12 protein-coding genes are annotated in these 14,088 nt (G+C 43.8%); 7 read left to right on the forward strand and 5 right to left on the reverse strand.

The annotated features are described in order from the left end of the window. Positions 1 to 61: 61 nt before the first annotated feature. The 4 genes from RID53_RS34080 (at position 62) to RID53_RS34095 (ending at position 5,672) form a co-directional block, all read left to right on the forward strand. A complete protein-coding gene (locus tag RID53_RS34080) occupies positions 62 to 418 on the forward strand; it encodes a hypothetical protein (protein WP_446392311.1) in 357 nt (118 codons plus the stop codon). 659 nt (positions 419 to 1,077) lie between these two features. Beyond that, positions 1,078 to 3,744, forward strand: a complete 2,667-nt coding sequence (locus tag RID53_RS34085) for an EAL domain-containing protein (protein ID WP_446392312.1) — start codon at positions 1,078 to 1,080, stop codon at positions 3,742 to 3,744. 95 nt (positions 3,745 to 3,839) lie between these two features. Next, positions 3,840 to 5,108, forward strand: a complete 1,269-nt coding sequence (locus tag RID53_RS34090) for an alpha/beta hydrolase fold domain-containing protein (protein WP_446392313.1) — start codon at positions 3,840 to 3,842, stop codon at positions 5,106 to 5,108. A 354-nt stretch (positions 5,109 to 5,462) separates the two neighbouring features. Next, complete coding sequence (locus RID53_RS34095) at positions 5,463 to 5,672, forward strand: hypothetical protein (protein ID WP_446392314.1); 210 nt, start codon at positions 5,463 to 5,465, stop codon at positions 5,670 to 5,672. Positions 5,673 to 5,831: 159 nt separating this feature from the next. Here RID53_RS34095 and RID53_RS34100 read toward each other — a convergent pair whose 3' ends face one another. Together RID53_RS34100 and RID53_RS34105 are read right to left on the reverse strand one after the other, a co-directional pair. Beyond that, positions 5,832 to 6,884 (reverse strand): pentapeptide repeat-containing protein, encoded by a 1,053-nt coding sequence (locus RID53_RS34100; RefSeq protein WP_446392315.1) that lies wholly within the window; start codon positions 6,882 to 6,884, stop codon positions 5,832 to 5,834. A gap of 822 nt (positions 6,885 to 7,706) precedes the next feature. Then, a complete protein-coding gene (locus RID53_RS34105) occupies positions 7,707 to 7,997 on the reverse strand; it encodes a hypothetical protein (protein WP_446392316.1) in 291 nt (96 codons plus the stop codon). A gap of 66 nt (positions 7,998 to 8,063) precedes the next feature. Here RID53_RS34105 and RID53_RS34110 point away from each other — a divergent pair, with 66 nt between their 5' ends. The 3 genes from RID53_RS34110 (at position 8,064) to RID53_RS34120 (ending at position 10,907) form a co-directional block, all read left to right on the forward strand. Next, on the forward strand, positions 8,064 to 9,095 hold the full coding sequence (locus tag RID53_RS34110) for a CHAD domain-containing protein (protein WP_446392317.1): 1,032 nt from the start codon (positions 8,064 to 8,066) through the stop codon (positions 9,093 to 9,095). 117 nt (positions 9,096 to 9,212) lie between these two features. Further along, positions 9,213 to 9,860, forward strand: coding sequence for a Crp/Fnr family transcriptional regulator (locus tag RID53_RS34115; RefSeq protein WP_446392318.1), 648 nt, complete (start codon positions 9,213 to 9,215; stop codon positions 9,858 to 9,860). 435 nt (positions 9,861 to 10,295) lie between these two features. Further along, entirely contained in the window at positions 10,296 to 10,907 is a 612-nt protein-coding gene (locus RID53_RS34120) for an alpha/beta hydrolase (protein WP_446392361.1), read from the forward strand. A 300-nt stretch (positions 10,908 to 11,207) separates the two neighbouring features. On the opposite strand, the gene RID53_RS34125 is transcribed toward RID53_RS34120, so the two are convergent. The 3 genes from RID53_RS34125 to fraC form a co-directional block, all read right to left on the reverse strand. Further along, a complete protein-coding gene (locus tag RID53_RS34125; RefSeq protein WP_446392319.1) occupies positions 11,208 to 11,987 on the reverse strand; it encodes an ABC transporter permease in 780 nt (259 codons plus the stop codon). Positions 11,988 to 12,169: 182 nt separating this feature from the next. Then, positions 12,170 to 13,201: a DUF5357 family protein gene (locus RID53_RS34130; protein ID WP_446392320.1), complete on the reverse strand. Its 1,032-nt coding sequence runs from the start codon at positions 13,199 to 13,201 to the stop codon at positions 12,170 to 12,172. Positions 13,202 to 13,293: 92 nt separating this feature from the next. Beyond that, on the reverse strand, positions 13,294 to 13,878 hold the full coding sequence (gene fraC / locus RID53_RS34135) for a filament integrity protein FraC (protein WP_446392321.1): 585 nt from the start codon (positions 13,876 to 13,878) through the stop codon (positions 13,294 to 13,296). Between the last annotated feature and the right edge of the window lie 210 nt (positions 13,879 to 14,088).

Genomic DNA, 14,088 nt, shown 5'->3' on the forward strand with positions numbered 1-14,088 from the left:
ACCTCCTTCTCAACCCGGGAAGGGGGAAAAATCAAACCCCATCGAAAACCCAAAAATAGCCATGATGCGAATCCGACACCGTATTAATCCCCAAACCTTTGTCATCACTCTCAACCAAATCGCCAAATACTTGAACATTGATCCCCGGCGCATCCTCAACTGGGAAAAATGGCACAATGTTCTTTGGGTACATATCCAAGGACGGGGCGGTTATTTTGTGAGTTATCGCCATCTCGAACAATGGATCGCCGCTTGCCGTACTCTGATCCGCTTCTGTCCAAACCTAGAAGCCCTAAACCTTCTCTGGTCATTGATTCAGCAAGAAGCCCAACGGTATACAAAACAGGTCTGGGATCGGCTTCAAGCTATGTGCCAGCAACGCTACGCCGAGTTATCTAGACGTTCAATGGTGATATAACTTCCATGAACGTGATTGTAAAAATAGCCTCAAACCCTTGTCCTGTCGTCCTACAAGGATGAACCTATAAACGATAGGGATAGGATAGGGATATCCTTAAAGTAAAATTAGGGATTGAATAGCCAGACTTCATCACCCCTAAGGCGTATAATTGAGGTAATCGGATTAATTTTTCTTAAATATTGAATGCAGTAGTCTCGCCGTTTATCTTCATCAAACTTAGGATTTATGGCAGGGTTAAATTAGGGTAGTTTCAACGGATTTTTGGCGAAACATCACATCTCCATTGTGATGTAAATCAATTGACCCAGTGATTGAAAATACAAAGAAATACTGAATTCTTCATAACAATAGAAAATAAGCAAATGGTGGGCTAAGTCAAAATAAGGAGCGATCGCCAAGCCAATAACCAAACAACGGCGATGTTCCAGGTCAGTGACAGCTAGGAACTAGACAGAACGTTTCCCCGTCAGGACTCAGACATTTAGAAACTCTAGATCTGACCCAACCGACTTATTGCCCAAAATCTTCCAGCTAAGGCTGGATGTAAGGGCTGCATCTATCGTAGAGCATCAAACAAGTGCGATTATTCCCATCGATATCACTATCGATCGCGATCGCGCCCTGTGAAAGCATCTATGATAAAAAGGTTTTAGTGCATGTCCGAACAATTCCGTCTGTTGCAATCTCTGATTCCGGCAATCGCCAAGGTTCCCGATCTTCACTCAGCACTGGATCTAGTGCTGCATCGCGTCTGTGAAGTGACCCATTGGGATTATGGTGAAGCATGGCTTCCGACTTCTGATTCTCGTCGTTTAACCTGTAGCCAAGCTTGGTCTGGTGATCCGTGTGATCTACAACCATGGCGACGCAGCAGAGAAACACTAATATTTTCCCCCAATATCGGCTTACCCGGACGGGTGTGGAGATCAAAACAACCAGAGTGGATTGACCAAACCAAGGCAAATGGGATTGATCCTGATGCCGAAACTACTCTGCTTAGCGCGACGGATCAGCCGCAAGGGTTTCAAGCTGGAGGCGCGATCCCCATTCTCCTTGATGATCAGGTACTTGCTGTCTTAACATTTTTTACCCGCCACTCTCATCCCAGCGATCGCCAATGGATGGAATGGATCGCGGCGATCGCGATGCAGTTAGGGTTGGTGATGGAATGCCAACAGTTAACCGAACAACTGCACCAACAACAGGAATTTAATCAAAATTTAGTCGAAACCCATGGTGGCTTTTTTGTCGCCATTGACCCCCAGGGAAAAACCCGGATGATGAATCCTAGATTACTAGAAACGTTGGGTTATACCCTGGATGAAGTGAAAGGAACGGATTTTGTCACCACATTTATTCGAGATGTTGACCGCAAACCCTTTGCCAAATTAATCAAAACCAGTCGTGAAAACTCAGAATTAAAATCGCCCACCGTACACCAAACCGGAGTCCTGACCAAAGAGGGTCGAGAACTTTGGGTAGAATGGCGTAGCCAACAGGTTTTTAAGAAAACGGGTGAACTTGACTTCTTTTTTGCCATCGGACGGGATCAGAACGAACATTGTCTTACCCATCAAGAAACAGCCCGTTTAGCCTCGTTTCCCCTATTGACCCCCAATCCCATTGTCGAAATTGATTTAGCAGGGCGGGTGCGTTATCTTAACCCAGAAGCCATGCGCTTGTTGCCAGAATTATTAGAGAGTGAAGCTGAACATCCATTTTTAGCAGAAATGCCCTCGATGATTCGATTGATGCAGCAGCAAAGTTCCTTGAGACGCGAGGTAAAAATTGGGGAAATTGTTTATGAACAAGTCCTGCATTACGTTCCCGAAATTGAGTGCATTCGCATTTATGCCTTAGATATTACCGATCGCAAACGAGCCGAAGAACTATTATTGTTTAATGCCTTTTACGATCGCCTCACCGGACTAGCGAACCGCGCCTTATTCATGGATCGCTTGCAGCAAGCCGGACGACGCGCCCAACCAGGTCAGGGGGAAAACCTGGATTCTGAACCCTATCGATTTGCCGTGGTGTTACTCAATCTCAATCGCTTCAAAGTGGTTAACGAAAGTTTGGGAAACCATTTGGGCGATCAATTGCTGCAAGCGTTTGGACAGCGCCTACAAGAGTGCTTGCGTCCCACGGATACTGTCGCCCGTTTGAGTGGGGATGAGTTTGCTATCCTGCTAGAAGGGATTCAGGGGGTTTGTGATGCCATTCAAGTGGCAGATGCGATTGAGCAAACCTTGACATTACCGTTTAACCTGGAAGGGCGGGACGTGTTCATGACAACCAGCATTGGCATTGCCCTAAATACGAATCGCGATCGCCAAATTTTATCGGCTGAAGATATACTCCGTAACGCCAATACTGCCATGCATCGCGCCCGTTCCCAAGGCAAACCGGGCTATGCTATCTTTGATAACCAGATGTTAAGTCGCACGGTTGATCGATTACAGCTAGAAACAGATATGCGGCGTGCGATCGAACGGCAAGAATTTCAAGTCTATTATCAACCCATCGTCTCCCTACTCACCCATCAAATTACTGGCTTTGAAGCATTGGTACGTTGGCAACATCCGCAACGCGGGTTAGTCTTTCCTGCCGAGTTTATTCCCATCGCCGAAGAAACTGGATTAATTATTCCGATCGGCTGGTGGATACTGCGGGAAGCTTGTCGCCAACTCAGTATTTGGCAGCAGCAATTTCAAAGTCCCCAACCGTTGACGATGAATGTCAATTTGTCCTGTAAACAGTTTACCCAACCGGATTTATTGGCGCAAATTGACCAAATATTAGAGGAAACCAATATTGCAGTTGGCAGTTTAAAGTTAGAGATTACCGAAAGTGTGGTAATCGATAATCCGGAACTGGTCAAAGACTTACTGTTGGAATTGAAAAAACGGCAAATTCACCTGTGCATTGACGACTTTGGCACTGGCTATTCTTCCTTAAGCCGCCTACATAATTTTCCGATTAGTACGCTAAAAATTGATCGCTCCTTTATCAGTCGGATTGGTGCGTTAGGTGAAAACTCAGAAATTGTTCAAGCGATTATCACCCTCGCCCGTACCATGAGTATGGATGTGGTGGCTGAGGGAATTGAGTTATTGGAACAAATTTCGCCTTTAGTGGCGTTGCAATGTCACTATGGTCAAGGATTTTTATTCTCAAAACCCGTAGACAGTGATGGCGCTAGAGAATTACTTCGAGGAAAATCGGTTCAGTTAGAACGTCAGTTTAGTCGTTCAGTGAGCGTTAAAAATGAAGTCAAAACTTCTGTATCTGTCGAGGATGAGCAAGTCCAAAAATTTTATTGACGTTTTCTGACATTAGCCGACATTCTATGTCCGGAATGGTATTCGTTTTATATAGCCGATGTAGGATTAAAGTATAATCATCGATTTTTCATTCCATGCTCCAAGTTAACTGGGACAAAAGCACAGGGCAAAGCATCAAAGGGAAAACAGCACTGATTTTGTTAGGCATGTTCCTACTGTCGCTGTTCTTGCCGTTGTTCCTGAGTGGAGTCGGATTGTGTCTGAGTCTCTGGGTGATTGTCCCAGCGCCTAAGTTATGGATGTTACCTCTAGCCGTGGCTGCGCCAGAAGCCAGTCCTTGGCTGCTGGGTGTGAATGCGATCGCACTAATACTCGCTATCTTAAATTTACATGAAGGCGGGCTTGACAATTTTGCCGTAATCTGTAGCCTGATTGGTTTAATCCTCAGCCTTTTACCGTTAATCCAGTTTCCCGCCGTGAATGCACGAATGGCGGCTCAAATGCACAGGGTTCTGGGTGTAGAGGATTGGGCAACAATTACTCCAGATGCACAGACACCCATGCGTCCTCAGCCTTTTAGTTTAGCCGATGCGTTTCGGGGGATTGCAATCTGGGAGGTTCGCATTGATCGAGGGATTATATTTTCTCAACCGGATGGGGTAAACCTTAAACTCAATGTTTACCGACCGTTGACGCTTGGCAACTATCCGACGATTATTACTATATATGGGGGGGCGTGGCAAATAGGGACTCCCGATAACAATGAGACATTTAACCGCTACATGGCAAATCAGGGCTACTCTGTGATCGCGATTGATTACCGCCATGCTCCCCAGTATCACTTTCCGACTCAACTTGAGGATGTACAGGCGGCTCTATCCTATATCCAAAGCCATGCTAATGAGTTGGAAATTGATACCGAACGAATTGCTCTCATGGGGCGATCGGCAGGAGCGCAACTGGCAGCACTTGCAGCTTATCATCTAGATACGATTCCGATTCGGGCTGTGGTGAATTACTACGGACCCGTTAACCTCAACCAGGGATATTATGATTTGCCCTGTCCTGACCCCATCAACGTTCGTTCGATTCTCCATGACTTCTTAGCCGGAACACCGGATGAAGTTCCAGAACTCTATGGGCAAGCTTCTCCTATTCGTTATATTAAATCCAATCTGCCTCCTACGTTATTGGTCTACGCGAGTCGGGATCATATCATCAAGGCAAAGTTTGGACACCAACTCTACGAGCAATTACAAGCGGCTGGAAATTGTGCTGTTTGGTTAGAAATTCCTTGGGCTGAACATGCTTTTGATGCGGTTTTTAATGGCGTGAGTAATCAGTTGGCATTGTATTACACTGAGCGATTTTTGGCTTGGGCGTTGAAGTTGAAGTCTTCTTGAAAATGAAGCGGGGAACTCAAGTTCCTGCTAAAAGCTCAAACCCGTTAAGTAGTCGGACAAAAGTTTTGGGACTGTATAAAGTTTTGTAAATATTGGTGAGTTGCCATTCTCGCTAGTATTATTACTTAAATCTAAACAGATAGTCGATTCCGGGTCAGTATTAATAATGTCCGAGCCTATTTGTACTAAAAAATCATTAACATTGTGACCTATGTCACTACCTAACTTGATCACAGATCACGATTTACTCTTTAGGCAAATCACAAACTATCTTTTAGGACGATCACAAAATTGATCGAGAAAATCATTCATAATTATGACAACAAAAATGAACATTTAATATTTGTGAAGTCAATGAACGTTACTCTGCCTCAGACCAATATCGAAGACTTAGTAACTAAGGTTTTAATGAATCGCTGCCTTACCCCCTCCGATCAGCAATTTTTAAAATGTGCTTTACTGTATAAAGATAGCTTAAAGGAACATGAACGAATTCTCATTGAACGAGTGTTTTATGGGATACGACATGGATTACTGGAAATCCTTGAATCTACATCGGTTTAGCGATTGTTCGGGATAGATAAATTCCAGAAAATTGGGATGGGCGTGTTCCCACCGATAAAACCTTGTCCTCGAACGAAGTGAAGGAGCCGGAAGCGTAATCCGTCAAATTGCCACAAAGGAAGCCTACACCGACCCTACGGTTACAGGTGTAGGAGGATGTCACGAGTGTATTCTACTATTGGGCATGATCGTTCCGGCTAAGGAGGCGTCACTTAAGTCCGCTCCCATTAAATTCGCGCCAATTAAATTAGCCCCATTCAGATTAGCATGACTCAAGTTAGCATCCGTTAAATAAGCCAAAAGCAAACCTGCTCGCTGGAGATTCGACTCCGCTAAGTTGGCATGTTCTAAGTTCGCCTCTAGCAAATTAGCCCCTGACAAATTAGCTTTATATAAATTGGCTCGGTTCAGGTTGGCTTTGCTAAGTTGGGCGCTCTGCAAATTGGCTTTTTTGAGGAGCAATCCACTGAGATTGGCGAGACTGAGATTCGCATTTTGCAAGTGGGTGCCAGTCAGATTAGCCCCCGTAAGATTCGCATGACTCAGATTCGCACAACTCAAGTCAGCCCTTGACAAATTAGCATGACTCAAATCAGCACCCTTGAGATCCGCATCACTCAAGTCAGCCCCTGTTAAATTAGCATCTCGCAAATCTGCCCGATGTAAATAGGCTCGAATACAGCAAGCGCCTCTCAGGTTTGCTCCCCTTAAATCTGCTTGGCTGAGAATGGCTCGATTTAAGATGACTCCCTGCAAGTCTGCGGCTTTGAGATTAGCGCGACTTAAGCTGGCTCCCGTACAGTTTGCCTTTGCCAGTTTTGCTCGTTTCATTTTGGCATCGATCAGACTTGTGCCAATTAAGGTAGCATGTCGTAGATCCGCATTGAGTAGAGTAGCGCCCGTGAGAATCGCACCACTCAAATCTGCTTCCCTAAGAATTGCAGCCGTCAGATCGGCTTGGGAAAGCGTGGCTTCAATCAATAGTGCATTCTTGAGATCAGCCTTACTTAAATCTGCATCTTTAAGCTGAGCGCCAATCAGTTTAGCTTTGGCTAAATTAGCTCGCTGTAAATGGGCAGCACTCAAATTAATATGACTCAGGTTGGCTTCAGTTAAATTAGCTCTGATCAAATTAACTCCGGGGAAATTGCGTTCTCCAGTTTCGTGCAAGTTCAGAATTTTTGCCTTAGTTGAACATTGACTTGATTTCATAAAAAAATTGAATTGATGTTTTTTGGTTAGCTAAAGACTATCGATTGGGAGAAGAAAAGACGTTTTGAAGTGGTGGTTGCATTCTCTATATATGATGTTAAATAGTAAATAAACGCCAGTACCAATAAAATTTTCCTCAAAAATTGTCATTGTCAAAAACAAAAAACTCGTCCTTTATAGAGTCGAAAATTAATGTAAATTAAATCCATGTCCCTATAAAAATATTAGATACTGAGTGCCATGATTTCTGTCTGAACGAGTTCGATAGACTAATCATTGTCAATGATTATCTTTGTCTTGCAATCAATAAATATAAATAAGCTTGTGGCAACTCTGTTGGTATCACCTCCAAAAGTTGGCATAATGAAAGCCAAAACAATAGGTGGAATTTATCGCTATTCACGGTTTTAGTTCTCACCAATTCCTGAGTCTAGGGCGGTATAAATAAGGAATCAGCGAATAGCTTATTTATACCCTGTCCCTTGGGAAAACTGGAGTTTTTTCTAAGGGGAAAACTACGGTCTTCACGGTAAAGGTGGTTGAAGCGAGATAAAGCTAGTCAATATCCCGATCCTGAATCAGGAGATAACTGCTCACCGATATTGGTTATTCCAACCGCTACAAAAAGTCTTTTCCTGACGATAAATTTTGATGCCAACCAGGTCTGGGCATTAAGCTAGAAAAATCGCTGCTCGTTAATGCCCTAGTGAATTGTACTGCTGCGCCCGAGTCTTGAGAAGGCGTCATACCGTTGGAGTTGAATTGCGTTAGTTTGTTGTTGTAACCGATCGCCCAATTGTCAGTCGCGATAAAGGAGCTTCCTTAGATAGCCATCGGTCTCTCGATTAGAGATTCCCTCAGACTATACGTCGCCGACAGGCTGACTTCGATTGGCTTAAAGGATGGCAAGAAGCCACGTTGATAAAACTCATGCTTTAAAGATAATCCCTGGGTGTCAGATCCGGCAAGGTATGATTGCCTAATGGGGCGGAGATGCCCATTCTGCTCAAAAATCATCCCCAAGGCGTTCTCATTGCTGTTATTGGGGAGTTGAAAGAACAATTTTTGATTCACGAGTATGGTAAACTCTTGTGATACAGGTTTTACAAACAAGCAACGTTCACCTCTATCTGATTCCCTAGGGGCAAACGTTCCGGATGTCTACCGCACACCATACCGATGATAACCACTGCCTCATCCGACCCAAAGCTCTTTGGCTATTGGGCTTATCTAGCTATTGAAAAACATTTCCAGAGAACCGTTCAGTATGAAACTGATGTTCTCAAGGATAAAGATCCCGAAGCGCTACACCAAATGCGCGTAGGGATGCGGCGGCTACGGACAGTGGTGAGCGGTTTTGCCCCAGCCCTGGTATTACCCAAAGCTGCTCGTGAGAAAAAGATTGCTAAAGTGGCGCGACGGTTGGGACAACTGCGGGATTTGGACATCATGCAAGATGCGCTACAAAATCAGTATCTGCCCACTTTGCCCAACTCTGAACAAAAAATAGGCAAAAAAGTATTAGCAACGTTGGAAAAGCGGCGTCACCAGGTCTTAGTTCAAGTTCAGAAAACTCTCAAGGATAAACCCTATCAGGAAATGAAACGGGCGTTTCAAGATTGGTTGCAGACGCCGACTTACGGAATTTTTGCCGAATTTCCAATTGATCAGATTTTGCCGGATTTACTGTTACCGTTTATGAGTCAGTTTTTCCTCCACCCCGCGTGGCTTATGGGTGTACACCTTTCAGACGGACAGAAGCAGGTGGCTCAGGATCTGAGTTTAGAGGATGTGGTTGAACTGTTCAGTGTTCAGGGTTCAGTGTTGCACAGTTTGCGGAAACAAGCCAAACGAGTGCGTTATCAGATGGAATTATTTACTGACTTTTATGAGACGCCTTATCAGGATTATGTGAACGAGATTAAATCGATTCAGCGTATTTTGGGACAGATTCAAGACAGTTTCGTCTTGGCAGAATTTCTGTCGGATTGTCTGAACTCAGAAATCAAGAAGAAACTCCCAACCTTGGTAGAGCAGTTGAGTGGCGATCGTTATCAATTATGGCAGGAATGGCGATCGCTCCAGGAACGATATCTCCATCCCCAAACCCGCAAGGACTTGCGTCTAATTGTTGTACACCCAGTAGAGAGTGTGACTCACACCTCATCGGTTAATATCCAAGACGCACAACATGCCAATTTGAGTACATAACATTAGATATTGAGATGATTTAATCTCTTGATTACCGAGCCTTTACCTTGATTGCTTACAGTAGAGCTGCCCTGCTATACCAGCTTGTAAAAATCTGGCTGGAGAGAGTTGCAGCCCATGATTCCAACTTCCAGAGCCGTTTTGGACGTAAACCCGACTCAATCTCTTGGTCAAGCCGAACTTCAAGATTCACGTCGATTGCATTTTTATGCGAAAGGCGACAAAATTCCCATAATTTCTCAAGGAGTTTGGCAGGTTTGCCAAGGTTTAGTTCAGCTCAGTACGCTTTGTCAGAATGGGGAAGAAGTGTGGCTAGGTTGGGCAGAGCCTTCAATGTTTTTTGGTCGTTGGTTTTCTCTGCTGAGTGCTTACCAAGCCACGGCATTGTCTGACGTCCATCTGATTTGGTTTTCTATAGAGGAGATCAATGCTTCACCGCGATTGGCTCAGATGATATTACCGCAAATCGTCCACCGGATACGCCAAACTGAGGCACTCCTAGCGATCGCGGGTCAGCGTCGAGTTGAAGATCGTTTACAACACTTGTTGCGGTTAATGCAACAGGAAATGGGTCAACCTGTACCCGACGGGACTCGTTTGAAGATGCGCCTGACGCACCAAAACCTTGCCAATGCGATCGGTACGACCCGTGTCACCGTCACCCGACTCCTGAACAAGTTAAAAAATCAGGGCAAGATTAGCTTTGACAGCGATCGCCACATTATTATTAAACCAGATAGCTTTAAAAATGTTGCTGAGTGGTAAGGAATTAGATCGCCGACTTCTGCAAGAACTTGGGGATCTGGACTAGCCAAAGCCAGATCTTAGATGCAGCCGTTTTGAGCTTCATGATTCTGTCCTCCGTCTTTCCAGGACGAAGGATAAATTTTTTTGTCAATATCCGCTATATCTTCTCGGATTGAACGCCAGAGAACGCTACTGTCAGAGAAATTTAGGCATTCCCTGACAAACAATAAGCCACTTAATGCGATCGTTTATCCCGATCCGGCGAGACTATCTCTACTGACAAGGAAGCGATAGGGGCGAATGAATCGCGTTTTATGAGAAAACTTGTTTTCATGGTATTCATCCTCACAGGTATAATACAAACAATAGTCAAGCTATCGATGGGGATTGGGAATTGCCAAAGTATGTGTAACCCCAGTCAAATCACACGTTAAATTTTTCAGGAGTAAGCCCCTGTCTTTGGAGACGATTTCAATTACACCAACTACAGGTAAACAACCAGTGGGACTGGTTGTAGTGTTGCATGGCTGGGGAGCTAATGCTCAGGATTTGCAACCTCTAGTGCCAGAATTGGCTCTATCCAACTACCATGTCTTGTTACCTAATGCACCCTTTGCTCACCCACAGGTGTCTGGAGGCTATATGTGGTATGACTTGGAACGAGAAGATTATCAGGGATTGGCACAAAGTCAACGTTTATTGACAGACTGGTTAAAGTCTTTGGAAAGTCTTACCAAGATTCCTCTAGCTTCTACGATTGTAATGGGCTTTTCTCAAGGGGGAGCTATGGCTCTAGATGTTGGGTTACATTTGCCCTTGGCGGGTTTAGTGTCAATGAGTGGTTATTGGCATCGCACCCCTCAAGAGATTGAACCTCCTTTGCCGCCTGTTTTAATTGTTCATGGTAGACAAGATAATGTTGTTCCTTTGAGAGTAGCTCATCGATTGCGGGATTATTTACTAGCGCTAGGTGCGCCGATGCAGTACAAAGAGGTGGATATGGGGCATGAGATTGCACCTGAAGTGGTGGAAATTGTGCGGGATTTTATTCTGGTTAATACATGAAATAGGGAACAGGGGGAGATGGGGGAGATGAGGGAGATGGGGGAGTTAACTCAACACTTAGTCAGGGCGGGTTTTGTACTAAAGTTACTATCAATAGCCGACAGAAAGTCCCTAAACCCGCCCCTACAAACCGGGTTTTGTACTAAAGTTACTATCAATAGCCGACAGAAAGTCCCTAAACCCGCCCCTACAAACCGGGTTTTGTACAAACGTTACCATCAATAGCTGACAGAAAGTCCCTAAACCCGCCCCTACAAAGTCGGTTGTCTTGAGCGAAGTGAAGGGACACCCAATCCCCAATTAAAACTCGCGTCGAGAGAAAATCAGAATCGCGATCGCAAGCAGCAAGATCGTGTAGAGTATGGCATAAATGGCATGTTCTAAAAGCTTTACAGAGGAAGGAAGCAAGCCATAGACTGCCTCATTTTTCAAATTTAGACGGGATAAATCGGGTAAGATTAGGTAAAGACCTTGGGTTATCGTCTCAATCGTCGCATTTTCGCTGAGTTTGCCTAACTCCTGTACATCGCGACTCAAATGTCCCATTAAATAAATGCCGAAGGTTAGGAGCGTGGCGAGGATTGAGCTAGTAAACACACCAAACATCAGTGCTACGGCGACAATTAGGCTTAACTCTAAAAACTGATAAAGCTCTGAAATCAGTAGGCTAGCTAAGGGGTAATTAATGCCATTGAAACTGAGGAGAGCTAAGTAAATAGCTGTCATGGCGATAACTAAAACCGCTAGGACTCCCAGTAATCCTAAATGCTTGCCAATAATTAATTCTGCTCGTGAGATAGGTTTGGGAATTAAAACCAACACAGTGCGTTTTTCGATTTCCTTATTAATCAAACCTGTCCCAACAAATATGGCAACCAGGACTCCCAACACACCAATCGCCGCTAGACCTAAATCCATAAATATTTTATCTTCTGTGGTGGCTGCTACTTCCCTCAGGAGTGGTAACGCAACCACCAACAGCAGGGCAAAAAAGCCAATCACATAAAAGATGCGATCGCGAATGACTTCCTGAAACCCATTTGTTGCTATTGTCCAAATTCTACCTAAAGTTTTCGTCATTTCTCCTTGGTCTTATGTCCTTTGTGTTCTATCAATTCATTCGTTGGGTCGATATAGCACTACGCACTCTAGTTAGGACAAATGAAGAAAAAATCAAATCACTCAATCCCTTGTAAGGTAAGCGTTTTTCTTCACTATTGCCTATTGCCCATTGCCCATTGCCCAGCGCGTGGCGCTATAATTCATAAACTTGGTGCTTTAGAGGTAACAATCGGTTCAGCGACGCCCCATCCTTCTACCGGATCACATTCTATCTGACTGATGAGACTAATACCTGTATCAGTTTGACGATTGACAGGTATTATCTGACAAGACTTAGTGAGTACGTTGGGTTTAATTTGCGATCGCGGACCTTGCCAAAGGGTATTTAGTTGAAAGTTATACCCCGACTCCCGGAGCGAAATATCACCGAGACTCACGTCTTGCCACAAGTTGTCTTCTTTGATATCAGGAGAGGCAATTTCTTGCCTCACTTGGGCGTCAATCTGCTTAATTAGCTGAATCAGTTTTTGGCGTTCTCGAATTAGAAGAATTTGTTCGATATCTGACCACTCTTGGTTATTGAGCTGTTCTTCTAAGCGAGATGCTACTAAATCTAAAATGGTAGTCCCACGGGGTAGCCTTTGTTTCGATTCATCGGTGGATAGTCTGACCACAAAGGCACTTTTTTCAAATGTATCAGACGCAAGTGTGGGATATTGAATTAACCAGTTTTGTACCAAAAAATAGAATTGAAACCAACTGCTTAGTATTAACTGACTTGTGAATAACCACACCAGCGGTTGACGTTTGTCTCTATCGGGTATTTTGGGTTGAAAATTCTCACCTAAACAAGTGGGCAATGCCGCAATTATTGCCGATATCAGGGGCCAGATCACTAAAGCGTAGGCTGGCAATTCGCCTGTAACAATGCCAACAATATAAATGGTAACCAACGCACCTGTAATCCAGGGACTTAAGAGGATTTTACCAATGCTGATGTCTTTATTGCTAGTTGTTGCCCAATAGACACCTAAAATTAAAAACCACCAACTAAAACTCGCTAATAGAATTGTAAAAAGATTCGTCGCCAGAAACGACATTGCCCACGAGAATACGCTTAACCCGATCAGGGTCTGCCAAGAGAAAGCTGTGTCCGGGTTAAAGATTTCAAAGATAGTTCTTAGGAGATTATTTACCCAATTTAATATATTGTTTAAAATTTTCCTAATCATTGGTTTAATTTGAAGCTAAAGGTAAGAGAATTGGAGGTCGTTGTAACAGACTGAAAACTACTTAAATTCAGTATTTATCGGTTGGGTATCGCTTAGAATAGAGTATTAAATCCAAGAATATTCAAGTCCATAAACCGTAAGACTAAAATCAGCAAGATAGCACTGTAGCTATAGGCATTAGCCAGTAGCAAAGTAAAAGCAGGATTGGGTTTAGGCTGGGTAATCTTCCGCTTGGGTTGCTTAAACAAGCTGGGTCTTTTGTTAGATATGTCGGAACTCATTTCAAACTGTTCTGGTTTATCATGAATCCATTGCTTTATCAGTTCAAAACCGATTATTTTAATAATAAAACTAAAAAAGAAAATCATGATACCAATCGAAATCAGTTGAGGATTTGGTGTATCTAATTGACTACCTAGGGGATGATCAAAGAAAATAAAGTTCACAATTTGAATTCGCAAAAATTGAGGCAACAAAGTCTCTAGAACTAAAAATGTTAACCAACCTAGGACAACGCTCCACAAATTCAGCGAGGTAGCATATTGCACACTGGTTTTACGAGTAAGGTTTAGCCGTCGGTGCAAGACCCTAGCTTCTAGGGCGATCGCGACCAACAGGAATAAGATTTGAAAGAGAATCAGTTGGAGAGGTAAGACAATAGTTAGGTTATCTACCATAATGGTTTCCGTTTAATCGATGGTATCAGTTCCTCGTTCGTCATACTCGCTTTCGTTAGCGACGATCAATGTTACATCCTGGGAACCTCTGACATTCAGCCTTATTCCTCCTAACGACGACGGGGATAACTGTCTGGCTTGTTTATACTATATTAGATTGGCAGGGATAAGAGGATAAATATTATTCTTACCATTCCCGGTTATATCGCT

The sequence above is a fragment of the Coleofasciculus sp. B1-GNL1-01 genome, from assembly GCF_040220235.1.
Classification (GTDB): Bacteria; Cyanobacteriota; Cyanobacteriia; order Cyanobacteriales; family Coleofasciculaceae; genus Coleofasciculus.

Coding starts and splice junctions, on each gene's coding strand:
- RID53_RS34080 (WP_446392311.1), top strand. CDS start 62: ATGATGCGAATCCGACACCGTATTAATCCCCAAACCTTTGTCATCACT.
- RID53_RS34085 (WP_446392312.1), top strand. CDS start 1,078: ATGTCCGAACAATTCCGTCTGTTGCAATCTCTGATTCCGGCAATCGCC.
- RID53_RS34090 (WP_446392313.1), top strand. CDS start 3,840: ATGCTCCAAGTTAACTGGGACAAAAGCACAGGGCAAAGCATCAAAGGG.
- RID53_RS34095 (WP_446392314.1), top strand. CDS start 5,463: ATGAACGTTACTCTGCCTCAGACCAATATCGAAGACTTAGTAACTAAG.
- RID53_RS34100 (WP_446392315.1), bottom strand. CDS start 6,884: ATGAAATCAAGTCAATGTTCAACTAAGGCAAAAATTCTGAACTTGCAC.
- RID53_RS34110 (WP_446392317.1), top strand. CDS start 8,064: ATGATAACCACTGCCTCATCCGACCCAAAGCTCTTTGGCTATTGGGCT.
- RID53_RS34115 (WP_446392318.1), top strand. CDS start 9,213: ATGATTCCAACTTCCAGAGCCGTTTTGGACGTAAACCCGACTCAATCT.
- RID53_RS34125 (WP_446392319.1), bottom strand. CDS start 11,987: ATGACGAAAACTTTAGGTAGAATTTGGACAATAGCAACAAATGGGTTT.
- RID53_RS34130 (WP_446392320.1), bottom strand. CDS start 13,201: ATGATTAGGAAAATTTTAAACAATATATTAAATTGGGTAAATAATCTC.
- fraC (WP_446392321.1), bottom strand. CDS start 13,878: ATGGTAGATAACCTAACTATTGTCTTACCTCTCCAACTGATTCTCTTT.